The sequence below is a fragment of the Nocardioides sp. genome (assembly GCF_036274455.1).
In the GTDB taxonomy this organism is placed as follows: domain Bacteria; phylum Actinomycetota; class Actinomycetes; order Propionibacteriales; family Nocardioidaceae; genus Nocardioides.
The window spans coordinates 1-18,552 of record NZ_DASUFR010000205.1 but is presented as its reverse complement, the minus strand read 5'-3'; the positions used below and the strand labels follow the sequence as shown (position 1 = coordinate 18,552).

General features: G+C 71.7%; 17 protein-coding genes and 1 pseudogene. 3 read left to right on the top strand and 15 right to left on the bottom strand.

The features are described from left to right. The 5 genes from VFV89_RS20110 to VFV89_RS20090 form a co-directional block, all read right to left on the bottom strand. Positions 1-1,235 (bottom strand): MMPL family transporter (locus VFV89_RS20110; RefSeq protein ID WP_329707756.1); only part of this gene is annotated, 1,235 nt, incomplete at its 3' end. 152 nt (positions 1,236-1,387) lie between these two features. After that, positions 1,388-2,536, bottom strand: coding sequence for an acyl-CoA dehydrogenase family protein (locus VFV89_RS20105; protein WP_329707755.1), 1,149 nt, complete (start codon positions 2,534-2,536; stop codon positions 1,388-1,390). Then, positions 2,529-3,428, bottom strand: coding sequence for an oxygenase MpaB family protein (locus tag VFV89_RS20100; protein ID WP_329707754.1), 900 nt, complete (start codon positions 3,426-3,428; stop codon positions 2,529-2,531). Before VFV89_RS20100 ends, VFV89_RS20105 begins: the two co-directional genes overlap by 8 nt. Before the next feature lie 10 nt (positions 3,429-3,438). Further along, entirely contained in the window at positions 3,439-4,473 is a 1,035-nt protein-coding gene (locus tag VFV89_RS20095) for an LLM class F420-dependent oxidoreductase (protein ID WP_329707753.1), read from the bottom strand. Positions 4,474-4,497: 24 nt separating this feature from the next. After that, positions 4,498-6,615, bottom strand: a complete 2,118-nt coding sequence (locus VFV89_RS20090; protein WP_329707752.1) for an acyltransferase family protein — start codon at positions 6,613-6,615, stop codon at positions 4,498-4,500. Positions 6,616-6,705: 90 nt separating this feature from the next. Here VFV89_RS20090 and npdG point away from each other — a divergent pair, with 90 nt between their 5' ends. Beyond that, positions 6,706-7,401: an NADPH-dependent F420 reductase gene (npdG, locus tag VFV89_RS20085; RefSeq protein WP_329707751.1), complete on the top strand. Its 696-nt coding sequence runs from the start codon at positions 6,706-6,708 to the stop codon at positions 7,399-7,401. Here the strand turns inward: npdG and VFV89_RS20080 are convergent. The 9 genes from VFV89_RS20080 to VFV89_RS20040 form a co-directional block, all read right to left on the bottom strand. Then, on the bottom strand, positions 7,395-8,603 hold the full coding sequence (locus tag VFV89_RS20080) for a hypothetical protein (protein ID WP_329707750.1): 1,209 nt from the start codon (positions 8,601-8,603) through the stop codon (positions 7,395-7,397). The two genes, npdG and VFV89_RS20080, sit on opposite strands and share 7 nt — an antisense overlap. Next, positions 8,603-9,079, bottom strand: coding sequence for a hypothetical protein (locus tag VFV89_RS20075; protein WP_329707749.1), 477 nt, complete (start codon positions 9,077-9,079; stop codon positions 8,603-8,605). The genes VFV89_RS20080 and VFV89_RS20075 overlap by 1 nt, the downstream gene beginning before the upstream one ends. A gap of 65 nt (positions 9,080-9,144) precedes the next feature. Continuing rightward, positions 9,145-10,926, bottom strand: a complete 1,782-nt coding sequence (locus VFV89_RS20070; RefSeq protein ID WP_329707748.1) for an ABC transporter ATP-binding protein — start codon at positions 10,924-10,926, stop codon at positions 9,145-9,147. Continuing rightward, complete coding sequence (locus VFV89_RS20065) at positions 10,923-12,665, bottom strand: ABC transporter ATP-binding protein (RefSeq protein ID WP_329707747.1); 1,743 nt, start codon at positions 12,663-12,665, stop codon at positions 10,923-10,925. The genes VFV89_RS20070 and VFV89_RS20065 overlap by 4 nt, the downstream gene beginning before the upstream one ends. A 47-nt stretch (positions 12,666-12,712) precedes the next feature. After that, positions 12,713-13,663: a hypothetical protein gene (locus VFV89_RS20060; protein ID WP_329707746.1), complete on the bottom strand. Its 951-nt coding sequence runs from the start codon at positions 13,661-13,663 to the stop codon at positions 12,713-12,715. Positions 13,664-13,683: 20 nt separating this feature from the next. After that, positions 13,684-14,226 carry a YbaK/EbsC family protein gene (locus VFV89_RS20055; protein ID WP_329707745.1) on the bottom strand — a complete coding sequence of 181 codons (543 nt, stop codon included), beginning with the start codon at positions 14,224-14,226 and terminating at the stop codon, positions 13,684-13,686. 31 nt (positions 14,227-14,257) lie between these two features. Next, a complete protein-coding gene (locus tag VFV89_RS20050) occupies positions 14,258-14,611 on the bottom strand; it encodes a PspC domain-containing protein (protein ID WP_329707744.1) in 354 nt (117 codons plus the stop codon). Continuing rightward, complete coding sequence (locus tag VFV89_RS20045; RefSeq protein WP_329707743.1) at positions 14,608-15,015, bottom strand: hypothetical protein; 408 nt, start codon at positions 15,013-15,015, stop codon at positions 14,608-14,610. Before VFV89_RS20045 ends, VFV89_RS20050 begins: the two co-directional genes overlap by 4 nt. After that, positions 15,015-16,199, bottom strand: a complete 1,185-nt coding sequence (locus tag VFV89_RS20040; RefSeq protein ID WP_329707742.1) for a PspC domain-containing protein — start codon at positions 16,197-16,199, stop codon at positions 15,015-15,017. The genes VFV89_RS20045 and VFV89_RS20040 overlap by 1 nt, the downstream gene beginning before the upstream one ends. A gap of 145 nt (positions 16,200-16,344) precedes the next feature. Here VFV89_RS20040 and VFV89_RS20035 point away from each other — a divergent pair, with 145 nt between their 5' ends. Then, entirely contained in the window at positions 16,345-17,625 is a 1,281-nt protein-coding gene (locus VFV89_RS20035) for a PspC domain-containing protein (protein ID WP_329707741.1), read from the top strand. Then, positions 17,622-18,272, top strand: a complete 651-nt coding sequence (locus VFV89_RS20030) for a response regulator transcription factor (protein ID WP_329707740.1) — start codon at positions 17,622-17,624, stop codon at positions 18,270-18,272. Before VFV89_RS20035 ends, VFV89_RS20030 begins: the two co-directional genes overlap by 4 nt. Positions 18,273-18,341: 69 nt before the next feature. On the opposite strand, the pseudogene VFV89_RS20025 reads toward VFV89_RS20030, so the two are convergent. Then, positions 18,342-18,552 (bottom strand): annotated as a pseudogene (locus VFV89_RS20025) (HoxN/HupN/NixA family nickel/cobalt transporter); the annotation flags it as partial.

Here is an 18,552-nt window from a genome sequence, read left to right as displayed (position 1 = left end):
GCGAGCGCGATGAGGTCCTGCCCCTCGATCGACTCGACGGAGTCGCGGAAGGAGTTGCCCTGCGTCAGGCCGGTCGAGAAGTTCAGCAGGCCGAGTGCCATGACCACGAGCGCCAGGACCGTCGCGGTGCCCACCGCCACGGGACGGCGGGCGACGCGGTCGCCCACACGGCGCCAGAAGCCGTGCGTCTCGTCGGCGCCGACGCCGCCGAAGCGGGGGATGAACGGCCAGAACGGCCTGCGCCCGGCGATGAGCAGCAGCGCCGGAAGGAAGGTGAGCATGACCACCATCGCGACGGCGATGCCCATCGCGCCGATCGGGCCGAGGCCCGAGGTGCCGTTGACCTTCGCCAGCGAGAGCGACAGGAGCGCCGCGCAGACGGTGAGCCCGGACGCGAAGATCGCCGGGCCGGCGCGGCGCAGCGCGAACGCCATCGCCTCGTGCTTGTCCTCGTGGCGGCGCAGCTCCTCTCGGTAGCGGGCGACGAGCAGCAGCGCGTAGTCGGTGCCGGCTCCGATGACCAGGACGGTGAGGATGCCTTGGCTCTGACCGTTGACGGTCAGGTCGGCGTACTTCGCGAGAAGGTAGATCAGCGCCTCGGAGGTGAAGAGTGCGACCATCGCGGAGAAGATCGGCAGTATCCACAGGACCGGGCTGCGGTAGGTGAAGAGCAGGATCAGGATGACCACGCCCAGGGCGGCGAACAGCAGTGTCCCGTCGACGCCCGCGAACACCTCGGCCGAGTCGGCGCCCTGGCCGCCCTGACCCGCGATGTTGACGGTGACCCCGTCGATCGCGGCGATGTCGCGCAGCTTGTCGGCGGTGTCGGGCAGGTCGTTCCAGCCGTTCTTGCCGAAGTTGAACGTGACCAGCGTCTGCGCCGCGACGCCGTCGTCGGAGAACTCCGGACCGACCACCTGGCCCTGGACGCCGTTCATCTCCTGGATCTCGGCGACCTGGGACTGGATCGCGGCCTTGTCGTCCGCGGTCAGGCCGCCGTCGCGGTGGTAGACGACGACGGTGGGCAGGTCGTTCTCGTCCTGGAACGGCTTGAGCTTCTCGAGCGCCTTGGTGGACTCGGCGCTGGAGGGCAGCCACGACGAGGCCTCGTTGTTCTGGACGTCGGTGAGCTTCTGGGCGAAGCCTGACGCGACGACGAACACCACGATCCAGGCGGCCAGAACGATCCATTTGGTGACGGGGGAGGTGAGCTTTCCGGCTATCTGGCGATGCATGGGTCAACTCCATCAGAACGTGGGGACAGTCGGCATCGGGGTTTTCCCCGAGGGATGCCTGAACGACCCGTCCACGGTCGCGAACTCATCGACGCCGGTGCTTCTCCGAACGTGCTCAGGTGCGGAGTGGTCTGGACCAGTCCGGACGACCTTTACAGACCGAGCATCCGGCCGATGATCTCCTTCTGGATCTCGGTCGTCCCGCCATAGATCGTCTGGATCCGCGAGTCCACGAACGCCTTGGCGATGGGGTACTCCGTCATGTAGCCGTAGCCGCCGAAGAGCTGGACGCCGCGGTCGACGACCTTGGTCTGCAGCTCGGTGGTCCACCACTTGGCCATCGAGGCCAGGGCGGTGTCGACCTCGCCGGCGTTCAGCTTGAGCACGCAGTCGTCGAGGAAGACCCGTGCGATGTGGACCTCGGTGGCCATCTCGGCGAGCAGGAACCGGTTGTGCTGGAAGCTGCCGATCGGCTTGCCGAACGCCTCCCGCGTCTTCGCGTAGTCCAGGCACAGCTCGAGCACCGCCTCGGAGGCGGCGACCGCGATCGCGGCGATGGAGATCCGCTCCTGCGGCAGGTTCTCCATCAGCGAGACGAACCCGCGGCCCTCGGCGCCGAGCAGGTTCTCCTTGGGCACGTGGACGTTGTCGAAGAACAGCTCGGCGGTGTCCTGGGCCTTGAGGCCGATCTTGTCCAGGTTGCGGCCGCGCTCGAACCCGTCCATGCCGCGCTCGACGACGAGCAGGGAGATGCCCTGGTGACCGGCGTCAGGATCGGTGCGCGCGACCACGATGACCAGGTCGGACAGGATCCCGTTGCTGATGAACGTCTTGGACCCGTTGAGGACGTAGTGGTCGCCCTTGTCGACCGCGGACGTGCGGATGCCCTGCAGGTCCGAGCCCGCGCCCGGCTCGGTCATCGCGATCGCCGAGACCAGGTCGCCCGAGACCAGGCCGGGCAGCCAGCGCTGCTTCTGCTCGTCGGACGCGAGGGAGGAGATGTAGGGCACGATCACGTCGGTGTGCACACCGAAGCCGAGGCCGCTCGCGCCGGCGCGGATGATCTCCTCGGCCAGCACGACGTTGTAGCGGAAGTCCTTGACCCCGGCTCCGCCGTACCGCTCGTCGACGTCGAAGCAGAGCAGCCCGGCCGCGCCGGCCTTGCGCCAGACCTCGCGGTCCACCTGGCCGTCCTTCTCCCACTGGTCGTGGAACGGCGTGACCTCCCGCTCGAGGAACCTCCGCGCTGTCGCCCGGAAGTCCTCGTGCTCCTCCTCGTAGATCGAGTGGCGGTCAGGCAACGGTCGTCTCCTTGTCGTGGGGGGCGTTGAGCTCGTCCAGCATCTTGGCCGGGCCGATCTGGCTCATCTGGTAGCCGTTGGGGTAGGTCGGGTGGCTGCGCTGGTACGGCGCCCGGCGGGGCGGGAACCACCGCAGCACCCGGCCACGCAGCCGCAGGCCGAGGTCGACCAGGCGGACCAGCCAGCGCGGCTGGGCCTCCAGGCCGAGCGCCTCGCGCAGCGGCTGGTCCATGAGCGCGATCGTCACCCGGCGGAAGCCCGGCTTGAGGTACCACGGCGCGGTGGCCCTGCCGATGCGGATCGTGGCCTCGGTCACCCGCCGATTGGCCGGGTCGAACTCGAACCGCTCCGCCTCGTAGGCGGTGAGCAGCTGCTCGTACCCCTCGTAGGTGTCGGGCAGTCCGGTGATGCCCATCTGCTCGCCGAAGCGGGTGGTGAACCGGGCCAGCGCGACCAGCTCGACCGGGTCGAGGGGTCGCCAGCCGTAGCGGCTGATCCAGCGGACCGGGCCGACGATGGTGGTCGCCAGGACGTACTGGAACTCGTCGTTGGGGATCGGGTAGTGGCCGTGGATCCGGTTGAGCCGGTCGATGGCGGCCCTGGCCCGCGGCGAGTCGACGCCCTCGGCGACGGCCTCCTCCTGGAAGACCAGCGTGTCGTCGTACCTCTTGATCCCGTGGTCCTCGAACTGCCTGGTGCGGTCCAGCAGCCGGGCGATCGACGGGATGCCGTAGTCGCGCAGGAACGCGATCGCCGTGCCCTGGTCGAAGTCCCACGGGAGGTCGTGGCGCGCGGTGAGGGCGACGATGCGGTCGCGGTGCGCGTCGTCGTAGGGGTCGAGGGTCCGGATCTCGTCCAGGTTGGCGTACCGGCCGCGCGACCCCCACCTCATGAGATCGACCTCACGACACCCAGTCCTTGAGCTGGCTGACCACGGCGGCCGGGTTGTCGCTGGCCGGGACGACCGACAGGTGGCTGACGCCTGCCTCCCGGAACGCGGCGATCCGCTCCTGGACGTACGACGCGGGGCCGACGAGGTTGCTGGCCTCGATCCACTCCATCGGCACCAGCGCCTCGGCCTCCTTCTTCTTGCCGTCGAGGTAGAGGTCCTGGATCTCCTTGGCCTCCTTCTCGTAGCCGTAGTGGCAGGCGAGCTCGTTGTAGAAGTTCTTGCCGCGCGCGCCCATGCCGCCGACGTAGAGCGCGTACATCGGACGCAGGAAGTCGAGCAGCCCCTTGGTCTCCGGGCCCTCACCGATCGCCACCATGCCGCCGGCGCTGATCTGCAGCGGGCCGAGATCGGGGTCCCGCTTGGCCCGGCCCGCCGCGAGCGCGTCGCCCCACACGTCCTTGGCCTTGTCGGGCACGAACATGATCGGCAGCCAGCCGTCGGCCAGCTCGGCGGTCATCTCGACGTTCCTGTCGCCCAGGCTCGCGACCCAGATCGGGATCGTGTCGCGCTCGGGGTGGACCAGGATCTTGAGCGGTTTGCCCAGCCCCAGCCCCTTGCCCTCAGAGAGCGGGATGTCGAAGATCCCGTGGGACTCCAGCGGCTCGCGCCTGAGGCCGGAGCGGACCAGCCGGATCACCTCGCGGGTGCGGGACAGCGGCTTGTCGTAGGGCAGCCCGTGGAACCCCTCGATGACCTGCGGCCCGGAGGCCCCCAGGCCGAGCACCGCCCGCCCCGACGACACGTTGTCGAGCCCCGCGGCGGTCTGCAGGATCGCGCCCGGGGTGCGGGAGAACACGTTGATGATGCCCGCGGCGATCTGGAGCCGCTCGGTCTTGGCGGCGAGATAGCCCATCAGCGTCGGGGAGTCGTAGCCGTAGGCCTCGGCCACCCAGACCATGTCGAGGCCGGCCTTCTCGAGCTCGGCGACCTGGTCGGCGGTCTGGCGGGGGTTGCCGTCGTACTGCAGGGGGTAGGAGAGCTGCACCCGTCAACTTTGACAGTGGAACTGTCACGATGGCAAACCCATCGTGAGCGCGTTGCCGAGCTCGGCCCAGAGGTTGGCGGCGTACTCGGTGGTGATGTGGTCGGTGTCGCGGTAGCTGAGGGTCCCGCCGATGACGGTCGGGCACTCGCCCTGGTAGCAGAGCCACGGCGTCGGGTCGACCACCTCGATGCCCGAGGCGTACGCCGAGTCCACCGCCACGTCGCCCAGGACGGTGGAACGCTCCACGGGTTCGAACATGCAGTCGCCGAGGCTCGGGTTGCCCGACGTCAGGCAGGTAGCGGGGTCGTCGGGCGACTTCGGTACGTCGCGGATCAGCGCCACCCGGCCGGCGTACCGGCCGAGCTGGCGGAACAGGTCGTCGTAGCCGCCGCGCAGCAGGGGGACGATGTCGCCGACCGCCGTCCGCCGCTTGTCGCCCTCGAAGACCCCGTTGACCGGCGGTGACGACGCGACCACGACCAGCTCGGGGTGCAGCGCGTCCACCTGGTCGACGACCCAGCGCTGGAAGTCGGTGCAGTCGGTGAACGGCTGGTCGGAGCCGAGCGAGGCGATCGTGACGTGCGCGGCGGTGCACTGCGGCTTGACGAGGTAGTAGGCGGTCCAGTCGCCCGCCGCGACGATCCGGTCGAAGGCCGGGATCCACGCGCGTGCGTGTGAGTCGCCGACCACGACGACCGTCTGGTCGCCGTCACCGTGCGGACACAGGCTGCGGACGTTGTCCTCGTAGTCGCAGTCTCCGACGTCGGCGATCGAGCTGCGCAGGTTGAGCAGGTCGGGAGTGAGGTTGCTGGGCACCGCTCGCTCGGCCCTGGCGGCGGCGACGGAGGCGCGGACGAGTGCCTCGGTGCTGTCCTGCAGCCCGTCGATCGGTGCCCCGGCCACGGTGATCGGCGGATTGTCGCCGTGCTCCCCGCCCTGGAAGCCGGTCCACCACCACGCGCCCGCGGCGGTGACGGCCACGAGCGCCGCACTCGCCGGGTAGAGCGAGAGCGCCCGCCGGCGGGCGGACAGCCGGTGCGCAGGCCGCCCGGCGCGGAACGGCTGCTCGACGAAGCGGTAGGTGTAGGCCGACAGCGTGATGACGACGAGGACGGTCAGCCCCTTCTCGAAGCCGGTCAGGGCCCGCCCGACGGCGATCGGCGCCAGGACGAACGCCGGCCAGTGCCAGAGGTAGAGCGAGTAGGACCAGTCGCCGACCACCCGCATCGGCGCGACCGCCAGCACCCGGCTCGTCCGGGTGCGCCGGCCGGGGACGTCCGCCGGCCCGCCGGCCACGATGAGCATCGCGGTCGCCGCCACCGGCAGCACCGCCGCGATGCCCGGGAACGGCGTGTCCTCACTGATCAGCATGCATGCGGCGAGCAGGACGACCACGCCCGTGACGGCCATGATCTCGAGGCTGAGCCGGGTGAGCCGGCGCAGGAACGGCGGTGGCAGCAGGGCGACCATCGCCCCGACGCCGAGCTCCCAGGCGCGGGTGAGCGTCGAGAAGTACGCCGTGGCCGGCGAGGTGAGGGTCGCGTGGACCGACCAGAGCAGCGAGGCGAGGGTCAGGGCGGCCAGCATCGTGAGCACCGCCCGCCGCGGCAGCCGCTCCGCCCGGCGGTCCGGCGCCTTGGCGAGCAGGGCGGTGACGACCAGGCAGAGGGTGAGCAGCAGCGGCCAGGCGAGGTAGAACTGCTCCTCGGCCCCGAGCGACCAGTAGTGCTGCAGGGGTGAGGGACCGACGCCATCGATGGTGGCGAAGTAGTCGACGCCCTGCTGGGCAAAGCGGATGTTGGCGGCGAAGGCGCAGGCCCAGAGCGCGTCGACGACCACCTCGCGGGCGTCGACGAGGCTCATCCAGGCCAGCGAGAGGAGCACCGTGACGACGGTGACCAGCGTCGCCGCGGGCAGGATCCGGCGGGCCCGGCGGGCCCAGAAGGCGCCGATCGAGACCTGCCCGGTCAGCAGCACCTCGCGGTAGAGCAGCCCGGCGATGAGGTAGCCGGAGATGACGAAGAAGACGTCGACGCCCACGAAGCCTCCGCGCAGGAACGGGACGCCTGCGTGGGCAGCGATGACGACGAGGACCGCGACCGCCCGCAGCCCTTGGATGTCCCCGCGAAGCTCGTTGGCCATCGCGCTCGCCCGTCACTCGTGGTGCGCCGAAAAATATCAACTGGCGGGCCCTCGTGAGGCCAGGTTGGTCGACGTGGCAGCATCCGCGCCGTGACGACGACGTACCGGATCGCGGTCATGGGCGGCACCGGGCCGCAGGGCAAGGGGCTCGCCTATCGCTTCGCCCGCCACGGACACACCGTCGTGGTCGGCTCCCGGGCCGCGGACCGGGCGTCCGCGGTGGCCGAGGAGATCCGGGGTCGCCTCTCCGCCGTGGCCGGGGCCGGGGAGGTCAGCGGGGACGAGAACGTCGCCGCCTGCGCCGACGCCGACGTGGTCGTCCTGGCGGTGCCGTGGGACGGCCACGACGAGCTGGTGGCGTCGCTGCCGCTGACCGGGAAGACGGTCGTCTCGTGCGTCAACCCGCTGGCCTTCGACAAGCGCGGCGCGCACGGCCGGGTCGTCGACGGAGGGGAGGGGTCGGCGGCCGAGCACGCCCAGGCCCTGGCTCCGGACGCGACCGTGGTCGGCGCCTTCCACAACGTCTCCGCGGTGCTGCTGTGGGGCGACGACGACTACCTCGACGAGGACGTGCTGTGCGTCGGTGACTCCGAGGACGGCAAGGCGGTGGCCATGGAGCTGGCCCGGGCCGTGGTCGGCCGGGAGGGGATCAGTGCGGGCAAGCTCCGGCTGGCCCGCCAGCTGGAGCCGCTGACGGCGGTGCTGATCTCGATCAACCGGAGGTACAAGGTGAACTCGGGGATCCGGATCACCGGGCTGGACCGCGCCCCCGGTGCCGGTCAGTAGTGGTCGTCGTCGTCCTTCAGGCTCTCGCCCGCGACGTCCGGCAGCTCCCAGCTGCCCGTGGCCTTGTCCTCGCGCATCTCGTTGACCACCGACTGACCTGAGAACGCACCCGCCTCGATCCCGGACGGGTCGGGCGCGCCGCCTCCGTGTCCGCCGCCTCCGTGCCCGCCGGCGTCGAGGCGGTCCATGGCCTGGTGGTAGCCGTGGAGGTAGTCGTCGTTCAGCGCGTCGGTGAGCGAGGTGTAGATCTCGTCGCTGGTGCGCACCGGGATCGACTTGGGGCGCTGCGGCAGGTGGACGCCGGCCAGGTCGGCCACGTTGCGCACCAGGTCGGCGATGTTCTTGAGGTTGTCGCGGACGTCGAGCACGTCCTTGACGCCCGGGACGTAGTCGCCGGCCACGCTGGCGGCGCTCTCGGCGACGGCGGGCAGGTCGGTCACCCACTCGGGGAACGTGTGCTCGGGAGGCGGGCCGAGGGGCTTCCAGCCCTCGTTGGCCCACTGGTCCAGCTGCGCCACGAGGCCGTCTCGCATCTTGTCGACGAACTCCTGGGCACCCACCTGGGTGGAGCTGGTCACCCGCGCGGCGGACGCGAAGCCGACGTTGACCAGGTTGGCGAAGAGCCCGGAGCGCGCGAGGGAGTCGTTGTAGTTGGCGTAGAAGTCGTTGAACGACGCGGCCGCGGCTCCGGTCCACCTCAGGTTGAGCCCGCCGAGGTGGGCCCAGTCGTCGTTGGGGGCGTCCACGAGCGGGGCCACGACATCGCGGTGGAGGTCGAGGATCGTGTCGCGGATGGTCGCCACGTCCGGCTTGACGAACTGGTCGCAGAGCTGGCGGAGGTAGCCGCCGATGCCCGCGGCCCAGCCCATGCCCTCCTTGTAGGCGAGGTCGGTCTGGTGCTGGACCTCCTTGGTGTAGGCGTCCCAGTCGACCAGGCGGCCCGAGGTCACGTCCTGCTTGACCGCCGGGCTCCAGTGGACGCCGGGGCGGACCTGGAACCGCTCCTCGGGGCAGGGGAACTTGTACTCCCAGTCGAGCGTGATGGTGAAGACGTGCCCTTCCGAGGTCTCGAACTGCGACTGGAGGTCGCCCCACATCGTCATCAGGTAGTCGTAGGCGGTCTCGTTGCCCTTGAGGTAGCCGAGGTAGGTCTCGATGTCGTCGAGGGTCTGGTGGAACTTCCCGCGGTCGAACGCCGCCATCAGGCGCCCCAGTAGGCCGTCGGGTCGTCGTCCTTGTGGTCGCGGTCCTCGCGCTCCTCGGCCGGGTCCTGCGGGTCCGGCGTCGACGGCGTGGCCGCGGCGCCCGGGTCCTCCGGGTTGCCGAGCGAGGGGGGTGCCGGCTTGTCGGTGGGCGTGGGCAGGTCGCGGACCCTCCGGTCCATGTGCGCGTAGTCGTCACGGGCCCGGGCGTCGGTCTCCCGGAAGTCGTCGGCGGTGCTCACCACCGCCTCGGCGCAGTGATAGAGGTTGGTGACCCCGCCGCGCAGGACGTCGTAGGTGTCGCCGCCCACCAGCAGCATGTTGCGCAGCACGCTCGGGTCACCGGAGAGCGCCGCCTGCTCGTCGAAGGTCGCGAGCAGGTCGTGGAACCTCGCGCTCGTGCGTCGCAGCCGCTCCGCGGCGGCGGGGATGTAGTCCTTGCCCGCGCGGTACATCCGCTCCAGGTCGGTCTCCACGGACGTCCTCTCGTCGTACGGGTCGGCAGGGACGTGCTACCCGCCCTCGGGGGGACGAAACCCGCTCACGTCGACGGTCGTTCCTCGCGGTCGGCTGCGCGGTCGCCCTGCCACGAGTGCCACAGTGCGGCGTAGGAGCCACCCGCCGCGACCAGGTCGTCGTGGGAGCCCAGCTCGGAGATCACGCCGTCCTCGACCACTGCGACCCGGTCGGCGTCGTGGGCGGAGAAGAGCCGGTGCGCGATGGCGATGACGGTCCGGCCGTGGAGCACGGCGGCCAGGGAGCGCTCGAGGTGGCGGGCGGCACGCGGGTCGATCAGCGACGTCGCCTCGTCGAGCACCAGCGTGTGCGGGTCGGCCAGGACCAGGCGGGCCAGCGCGATCTGCTGGGCCTGGGCGTCGGTGAGCGTGCGGCCGCCGGAGCCGACGACGGTGTCCAGCCCTTCGGGCAGCGCGGCCACCCACTCCAGCGCGTCGACCGCCTCGAGGGCGGAGCGGATGTCCTCGTCGGTCGCGCCGGGCGGAGCAGCGAGCGCGAGGTTCTCGCGCAGCGAACCGACGAAGACGTGGTGCTCCTGGGTGACCAGCGCGACGTGGCCGCGCAGCTCGCTCAGCGGCAGCTGGACCAGTCCGACACCCCCGACCGTGACCGCGCCGGTGCGCGGCGGGTGGATGCCGGCGAGGAGCCGGCCCAGCGTGGACTTGCCGGCGCCGGACGGCCCGACCATGGCGATCCGCTCACCCACGCCGACCTCGAGGTCGACACCGTGCAGGACGTCGCGCCCCTCGACGTAGGAGAAGCGCACGTCGTTGGCGTCGAGGTTCTCGCCGGCCGGCTCGGCGCCGGTGACCTCGCGGTCGTCGGGGACCTCGGCGACGCCCAGGAGCCGGGCCAGGGACGCGGCGCCCATCTGCAGCTCGTCGAGGATGGAGACGATGCGGTCGACGGGGTCGATGAGCATCTGCACGTAGAGCGTCGCGGCGGTGACCTCGCCGAGGCTCACCTCTCCCTGGGTGTAGAGCCAGCCGCCGAGCAGCAGCGTGGCCACGGTGGGGATCAGGTAGGACAGCTCCATGTTCGGGAAGAACACGGTGCGCAGGAAGAGCGTGTAGCGCTCGGCGTCGTAGGACTCCTTCACGTCGGCGTCGATCGCGGCGATCCGCTCCTCGCCGAGGCCGAGCGCCTCCACGGTGCGGGCGCCCTCCACGGTCTCGGTGAGCGTGGCGTTGATCGCCGAGTAGGAGGCGGACTCGCGCAGGTAGCCGTCCTTGGCGCGGGCGAGGTACCAGCGCAGCCCGACGACGAGCGGAGGCAGGCCGAGCGCGACCGGCAGCAGCACCCACCAGCCGACGCTGATCGCGGCGACGAAGGTGACGATCGCGGTGAGGACGGCGATGGTCCACTCCGGGAGCGCCCACCGGACGCACCAGCTCAGCTGGTCGACGTCGCGGCTGGTCCGGGTGAGCAGGTCGCCGGAGCCGGCCGACTCGACCACGCCCACGGGCAGGGCGAGGGTGTTCTCGACGAAGTCCTCGCGCAGCTCGGCCAGCACCTGCTCGCCGAGCACCTGGCTGGTCAGCCGGGCGTAGCGGGTGAGCACGGTCTGCGCGAGCAGGAACGCCGCGAGCACGGCCGCCACCCGGTCGACGTGCCCGACCGTGGTGCCGTCCTCGACGGACTGCACGAGTCCGCCCAGCAGCCGGGGTGCGGCGAGGGCGGCGAGCGCGGCCCCCACGTGGAGGGCGAGGGCGGTCCACAGCAGCCGTGGGTGCCGGCGGGCGAGCACCCGCACGTAGCGGCGCAGCGACCGGGAGTCGGCCACGGGAAGGGCGGTGCGGACGCTCATGACGGTGCTCCGGCGGTCGAGACCTCGGCGGACTCGGCCTCACGGGTGACCACGGCCCGGTAGGCCGGGACCGTCTCGAGCAGCGCTGCGTGACTTCCGGTGGCGACGACACGCCCTTCGCTCAGGAACGCCACCGAGTCGACGGCGTCGAGCATCAGCGGGCTGCTCGACACCACCACCGTGGTGCGTCCGCTGCGGTGGCCGCGCAACCCGGCCGCGATCCGTGCCTCGGTGTGCGCATCGACGGCAGAGGTGGGCTCGACCAGGACCAGGACCTCCGGGTCCGCGGCCAGCACCCGGGCGAGCACCAGCCGCTGCCGCTGCCCGCCGGAGAAGGACCGCCCCTTCTCGGCCACCCGCGTCTCGAGCCCCTCGGGCAGCGCGTCGAGGATGTCGGAGGTCGACGCCGTGGCGAGCGCGCTGGCCACCGCGCCGTTGCGGCCACCGGTCGGGTCGAGGACGCGGTCGAGCCGACCGGAGAACAGCATGGCCCCGGTGTCGGACACCACGATCCGGCGGCGCACGTCCTCGCGACGCATCGCGGTGAGCGGTACGCCGCCGAGGGTCACGTCGTCGTCCGCCTCCGGTGCGCACAGCCCGAGCCGGTCGGCCAGCGCCGCCGCCTCGTCGGGCTGGTCGCTGACCAGGGCGGTGACGATCCCTGGGCGCACCCGCAGGCCGGTCCGCCGGTCGGCGAGCTCGGCACCGGTCGGCGGCAGCGGGGCCGGGTCCGCGGGGTCGAGGTGGTCGGGGGTCAGCGCCATGACCCGGCACACCCGGGCGGCGGCGACCCTGGCCCGGATGAGCTTGTTGGCGTACTCGGTTGCGGTCCGCAGCGGGATCATCAGGAACGCCGAGTAGCCGTAGAAGGCGACCAGGTCACCGGGGGTGATCTGGCCCCGTGCGGCGTACCGCGCCCCCAGCCAGACGACGACGACCACGAACACCCCGGGGAGGAACACCTGCAGCGCGTCCAGCACCGACTGCAGCCGCGCGACCTGCACGCCGGCGCGCCGGGTGGTCTGCGACTCCCGGACGTAGCGGTCGTGGAAGACCTGCTCGCCGCCGATGCCCCGGAGCACGCGGAGCCCGGAGACGATGTCGCTGGCAGTGTTGGAGAGCTCGCCCATGAGGTGGCGCTGGTGCGCCGTACGCCGGTTGAGCGGGCGCAGCAGCGGGCCGATGAGCAGCATCAGGGACGGGACGCCGATGAGCACGACCAGGCCCAGCGGGACCGAGGTGGTGAGCAGGATCACCGCTACCAGGAGGAACGACACCACCGCACCGGCGAAGCGGGCCGACACGTCCATGACCTGCCCGAGGTGGGACAGGTCGTTGGTGCCGATCGCGACCACCTCGCCGGTCGAGACCTTGCGCGGCAGCGTGCCGCCGAGGTGGATCGCCTGCCGGCCCACCAGCTGGACCGTCCGGTACGCCGCGGTCAGCCAGTTGGTCACGGCGAACCGGTGGCGCATGATCCCGGTCACCGCCTGGAGCAGGCCGATGCCGAGCATCAGGCCGGCGTAGGCGAGCAGCGCGGAGCCGTCCTTGGCCGCCACGCCCCGGTCGATGGCGCGGCCGATCACCGCCGGCATCACCGCCTGGCAGCTCATCCAGATGATGCCGAACAGCATGCCGCCGAGCAGCGTCTTCCACTGGCCGCGCGCCATCCACCAGAGGAAGGCACCGGGCGAGGTGTGCACCGCCGTCCCGGGATGGTCGAGGGGGAGGGCGCGCACCGGATCAGGCTACGGAGCAGACCTTTCGGGAGCGAATCAATAAGGGGTCAGCCCTGGCCGCCTCCGATGGAGGTCAGGAAGCCGCACGACGCCTTGGCGTAGGCGATCGCGTTGGCGGCGGCCCTGTCGCCCATCCGGAGCACGAACTGGCCGGGCTTCCCGTCGACGTGGACGTTGAACGCGAACGCCGCGAAGCTGCCGGACTCACCGAACGCGTGCGCGTCGCACCGGGTCGGCTTGACGGGGACGGGCACCCGCTGCGAGGGCTGGTCGCCGGTGATCGTGAGGTCGGCGTTGAACACGCCCAGGTCACCGGGGGAGAGCACCGGGTTGCCCGAGATGCTGTCGATGACCAGGGTCGACCCGGGCCGGCCGGTGGTGTCGATGACCAGCGTCATCGTCCCGACCGAGCCCTTGCCGCCGTCGCCGCTGGCCGTCACCTCGTCCGCCCAGCTCAGCTGGGCGATCTTCTCGATGGAGAGCTCCAGGCAGCGCGCGGAGGCGACTCGCTCGACCACCTCGGCCTCGTCGGAGACGGGGATCGTCGTGCTCTTGTCCTGCCCGCCGACCTTGTAGTCGACGGTGACCGTGCCGCTCGAGGCTGTCCGGTCGCAGGCCGGCTGGTCCGGCTCGGTGATCTGGAAGCCCCGCCGGGCCTGGGACGGGATGTCGCGCAGCCTGGTGGCCACGAGCGGGTCCTCGAACCGGTCGTCGTGGTAGACGACCTTGGTCGGCCTGATCGTCTTGTCGGTGTCGTTGTCGATCCAGACCTGGAACCGGTTGGCGGCGCCGTCACGCGAGGACTGCTCGATGTCCGCGAGCAGCTTGCCGGAGGGCGGCGGCTTGGGAGGCAGCGGGATCGGGGTCAGCTCGAGCGACTTGCTCGGGCTGGCCTCGGGGGCGGCGCCGCCCGCGCCGTCGTGGTCGCCGTTGCCGCCGCAGGCCGCGAGCTGGGCGACCAGGGCGAGCAGTGTGAAGGCTCCGAGAAGTCGACGCACCGCGACAGTGTGCCCCGAGGTCACCCGGCAAGCCCGTCAATTACCTCCGCCCGCGGCAGGACGGCGGCCAGGCGGCCCGGGAGGAGCAGCTTCGAGCGGCGTACGCCGGACCCGATGACGGCGACGTCGATGTCCAGCACCCGGGTGTCGACCAGCAGCCGCCACGACGCGGGGAGCCCGACCGGCGTGATGCCGCCGTACTCCATCCCGGACTCCTCGACGGCCTTGTCCATCGGCAGGAAGGAGCACTTGCGGACGTCGAGGGCCCGCCGCACCACGTTGTTGACGTCCGCGCGCGTGTCGGCACGGACCAGGCAGGCGGCCACCCGCTCGTCGCCCGCGCGGCTGCCGCCGACCACGACGCAGTTGGCGCCGGTGTCCATGCCGAGGTCGTAGGCCTCGCTCATCGCCGCGGTGTCGGCCACGGCGGGGTCGATCTCGACCACCGCCAGCTCCGGACCGTGCTCCCACGCCTCGAGGGCCGCCAGCACCGGCGGGGCCAGCAGCTCGGGGTGCTCGAGGGCGGGCAGGGACTGCAGTCGGCCGAGCGTGGGAAGGGACATGTCCCCATCCAACCGCAGCCTTCCGAGCCCGTCAGAGCGCGGCGGCGGGTCGGCTCAGCCGTGCTGTGGCTGCGGCGCCGGCCCCGGGACCGGCCGGGTAGGCGTCGATGTCCTTCGGGACGATCACCCAGGCGACGAGGTAGGCGACAATGACCGAGCCGGCACCGAGGACCGTGGCGAGGACCGCCAGCACCCGGACCAGTGTCCGGTCGAGGCCCAGGTAGTCGGCCAGGCCGGCGCAGACACCGCCGAGCATCTTGTCGTCGGTGCGTCGCACCAGGCGGCGCGGCGAGGGCGTCGGCTGGTAGGCCGCGTGGTACGTCGGCTGGTCGGCCTGCTGGTCGGCCTGCTGGTTGGCCTGCTGGTTGGTGGGGTCGGTGGTCATGACGTCTCCTGGTCGTTCTCGTGGTTGGTCTCGGGGTCCCGGACGCTCTCGTCGTCCGGAGGGTTCTGGTCGTCCTGCTGCGCTGTGATCGGCGCGGTCTCGTCGGTGTCGTCGCTGTCCTGCGCGCCGACCCAGCCGGCGCCGGTCCCGGGCTGGACGCCCTGGCCGGCCCAGCCGGTCTGCCGGACGGCGTGCCGCCGCGACCCGGTGATCGCGGTGGCCACCAGGCCGACGACGCCGGCCAGGACCCACGGGACCGGCATCAGCCACCGGGTGTCGTCGCCGGTCACGACGTCACCCTGGACCAGCGCCCAGATGCCGACGATGGCGACGAAGGCGACCCCCATCACGAGGTGGCCGATGTTGACCTGGTGGAAGCCGCGGTGACGGTCGTCGTGCTCCATCAGAACTCTCCTTGGTGGATCTGGATCTCGCCGATCGCGGCGTCCGCGTCGATGAAGATCTCGGGGGTGCCGGTGCCGGCGTCGTGGTGGGTCTTCTCGGCGATGCCGATGCCGCCGCGCTCGTCCTCGAACAGCTCGATGTGACCGGGCCCGTCGACCTTCGCGTCCGCCTGGACGCTGAGCCCGGCGGGGACGATGACCTCGATCCGGCCCGCCGAGATGTCCAGCTTGATGTGCTTGCCGTCCAGTGCAGGCAGGTCCGAGACGTCGGTGAGGTCGAGGATGATCTCGCCCGCGGACGTGTCGAGGTCCGACGGCACCTCGGCTGCGGTGAGCGGCCGACGCTCGATGTCGTTGCCGTCGACGTGCTGGGCCACGGTCGCTGCGAAGAGGACCAGCGACGCGAGGAGACCGACCGCGACCAGGCCGCCGGCGCGGCCGTAGAACGCACCCACGAGCAGCATCAGCCCGCAGGCGCCGACGACCACTGCCGGGTAGGCCGAGTCGGCCACGGGGGCACCGGCCAGGTCGGCGATGCCCAGGACGCCGAGGCCCACGGCGGCGAGCAGCAGCGTGAACCAGAACAGGATCGGGCCGCGCCTGCGCGGGTTGCGGTGCGGCGGCCGGTACGCCGGTGGAGCCGGCGGCGCGACGTAGGTCCCCGGTGCGGCCGGGGCGAAGGTACCGGTGGCCGGGTCGGGGGCGTGGGGGACGGGCGGGGCGGTGGGCCGCGGCTTGTTGTCGCGGTCGACGAGGCCGAGCACCAGGAACGCGATGACCGCGATGACGGCGACCGGCCAGGGGAAGAAGTCGTTGCCGAAGGTCCCGCTGAGCATGATGATCCCGGCGAGCACGCCCGCGCCGATCAGTGCGATGCCGCGGTTGCGGTCGTCGAGGCCGAGCGGCCGCCGGGCGCTGTAGTCCTCCGGGATCAGCAGCCAGCAGGCGCCGTAGGCGATGAGCCCGGCGCCTCCGAACAGGGCCAGGACGACGAAGCCGACCCGCAGGATGACCGGGTCGATGTCGAGGTGGCGGGCCAGCCCGCCGGCCACACCGGCGATCTTGCGGTCGGGACCGATGGTCCGGCGGATCCGGCCGAGCTGCTTGAGCTCCTCCCGGGTGACGCGGGGCCCCTCGTGGTCGGCCGGTGGCCCGGCAGGAGCTTCGGGCGGAGTGGTGGTCATGGCATCAAGGTTGCGTCCTCGCGGGGCCGCTCACCATCGGGGACGACCCTGAAACCAGCCTGACCGGGGGGCCGCGGCCTCAGGGTCGGTTCGGGGTCCTTCTCCATGGGGTGCGGGTGGTCACTCTGCGACGATTGACCCTGTCATGACATCTGCACCGGCGCATCCCCGCCCCGACTGGCGGCGGGTCACCCGCGACTCCGAGAACCCCGTGCTGGGCGGTGTCGCGGCGGGACTGGCGCGCCATCTCAACGTGCCCGTGATCTGGGTGCGGGTCGCCTTCGTCGTCGCCACCGCCGCCAGCGGGCTCGGGATCGCGATGTACATCGGCCTGTGGCTCGTCGTGCCCTCCGACTCCCGCTTCGAGGTGAGCACGCCGGGCGGCGAGAGCGCCTCCCGCACCGGCCGCCGCCCGCACCGGGTCCGCCGGCTCAGCGACGCCGGCCCCGCGGTCGCCCTGGCCGCACTGGGCCTGGGCGTCATCTTCGTCGCGCAGGCGACCCTGGGCAGCGGGGCGGTGTTCTGGCCGATCGTCATCGGCCTGGCCGGGGTCGCGCTGCTGTGGCGCCAGGCCGACGAGGTCCAGCGCGAACGCTGGCTCGACTCCACCGGCCGGCTGGACCCGGTGCGGATGGTCTTCGGCTCCGGCGGCGTGGCTGCGTACGCACGGGTCGCGGCGGGCGTGCTGCTCGTCGTGGTCGCGCTGGTCGTGGTGGTGTTCAACGGCACCTCGATCAGCGAGGCCCGGGTGGCCCTGGTCGCCGGGCTGATCGGCGTGGCCGGGCTGGCGCTCGTCGTCGGACCCTGGGTCTTCCGGCTCGCGTCCGACCTCGGTGCCGAGCGCGAGCAGCGGATCCGGGTCGAGGAGCGGGCCGACGTGGCCGCGCACCTGCACGACTCGGTGCTGCAGACCCTCGCGCTGATCCAGAAGAGCTCGCACGACCCGGCCACCGTCGCCCGGCTCGCCCGCGCCCAGGAGCGCGACCTGCGGTCGTGGCTCTACGCCGGTGAGTCCACCGACGAGTCGAGCGTGGCCGGCGCGCTGCGCTCGGCCGCGGCCGAGGTCGAGGACGCCCACGGCGTCTCGGTCGACGTGGTGGCCGTGGGCGACTGCGAGCTCGACGAGGCGCTGCGCCCCGTCGTGCAGGCCACCCGCGAGGCGGTCACCAACGCCGCCAAGCACGCCGGCACCGGCCGGGTCGACGTCTATGCCGAGATCTCGGCGGCTGCGGTCGACGTCTTCGTCCGCGACCGCGGCGCCGGCTTCTCGCTCGACGATGTGCCGGAGGACCGGTACGGCGTCCGCCGCAGCATCCTCGACCGCATGGAGCGCCACGGTGGCACCGCCGAGGTCCGCTCCGCACCCGGCGAGGGCACCGAGGTCCGGCTGCACCTGCCCCGACCCCACTCCGAGGAGAACCAGTGACCGTCCGCATCGTGATCGTCGACGACCACGCCATGTTCCGCAGTGGCGTCCGAGCCGAGCTGTCCTCGGCCGGCGCCGGCCAGGTCGAGGTGGTGGCCGAGGCCGCCGACGTCGACCAGGCGGTGACGGCGATCGCCGAGCACCGGCCCGACGTCGTACTCCTCGACGTGCACCTGCCGGGCGGCGGTGGCGTCGAGGTGATGCGCCGGTCCCAGGGCACCGCTCCCGACACCCGCTACCTCGCCCTGTCGGTCAGCGACGCCGCCGAGGACGTGATCGGGACGATCCGCGGTGGTGCCCGGGGCTACGTCACCAAGACCATCACCGGTCCCGAGCTGGTCTCGGCCATCAAGCGGGTGGCCGACGGCGACGCGGTGTTCTCACCGCGGCTGGCGGGCTTCGTCCTCGACGCGTTCGCGGGGTCCATCGAGGTGGCGGCCGTCGACGAGGACCTCGACCGGCTCACCGAGCGTGAGCGCGAGGTGATGCGGCTGATCGCTCGCGGCTACGCCTACAAGGAGGTCGCGAAGGAGCTGTTCATCTCGATCAAGACCGTCGAGACCCACATGTCCAACGTGCTGCGCAAGCTCCAGCTCTCCTCGCGCCACGAGCTCACCCGCTGGGCCTCCGACCGCCGGCTCCTCTGACCCGTTGGGTCAGGCCTTCCCGCGCGGCGGCGCCCAGCTCGAACCACGGCCGGGCCAGGTCAGCGGGGGTCAGCGGAGGTCGGCGCTCCAGCGCTCGTCGATCCGGCCGACCTTCCAGATGGCGACCGAGGCCGCCCAGGTGACCACGAAGAGCGCGACGATGCCGTACCCGACGTGGTTGAGGTCGACGTTCGCGATCGCGGCCAGCGGACCGTGGGTGATGCCGGCCTTGTCGGCGAGCAGCCCGATGATCTCGATGCCCCCGATGATCAGCGCGACG

Bases quoted from the DNA above. Each gene is read 5' to 3' on its own strand.
- VFV89_RS20090 (WP_329707752.1), bottom strand. From the start codon at position 6,615: ATGGCCAACGAGCTTCGCGGGGACATCCAAGGGCTGCGGGCGGTCGCG.
- VFV89_RS20070 (WP_329707748.1), bottom strand. From the start codon at position 10,926: ATGAGCGTCCGCACCGCCCTTCCCGTGGCCGACTCCCGGTCGCTGCGC.
- VFV89_RS20040 (WP_329707742.1), bottom strand. From the start codon at position 16,199: ATGACCACCACTCCGCCCGAAGCTCCTGCCGGGCCACCGGCCGACCAC.
- VFV89_RS20035 (WP_329707741.1), top strand. From the start codon at position 16,345: ATGACATCTGCACCGGCGCATCCCCGCCCCGACTGGCGGCGGGTCACC.
- VFV89_RS20045 (WP_329707743.1), bottom strand. From the start codon at position 15,015: ATGGAGCACGACGACCGTCACCGCGGCTTCCACCAGGTCAACATCGGC.
- VFV89_RS20055 (WP_329707745.1), bottom strand. From the start codon at position 14,226: ATGTCCCTTCCCACGCTCGGCCGACTGCAGTCCCTGCCCGCCCTCGAG.
- VFV89_RS20050 (WP_329707744.1), bottom strand. From the start codon at position 14,611: ATGACCACCGACCCCACCAACCAGCAGGCCAACCAGCAGGCCGACCAG.
- VFV89_RS20080 (WP_329707750.1), bottom strand. From the start codon at position 8,603: ATGGCGGCGTTCGACCGCGGGAAGTTCCACCAGACCCTCGACGACATC.
- VFV89_RS20100 (WP_329707754.1), bottom strand. From the start codon at position 3,428: ATGAGGTGGGGGTCGCGCGGCCGGTACGCCAACCTGGACGAGATCCGG.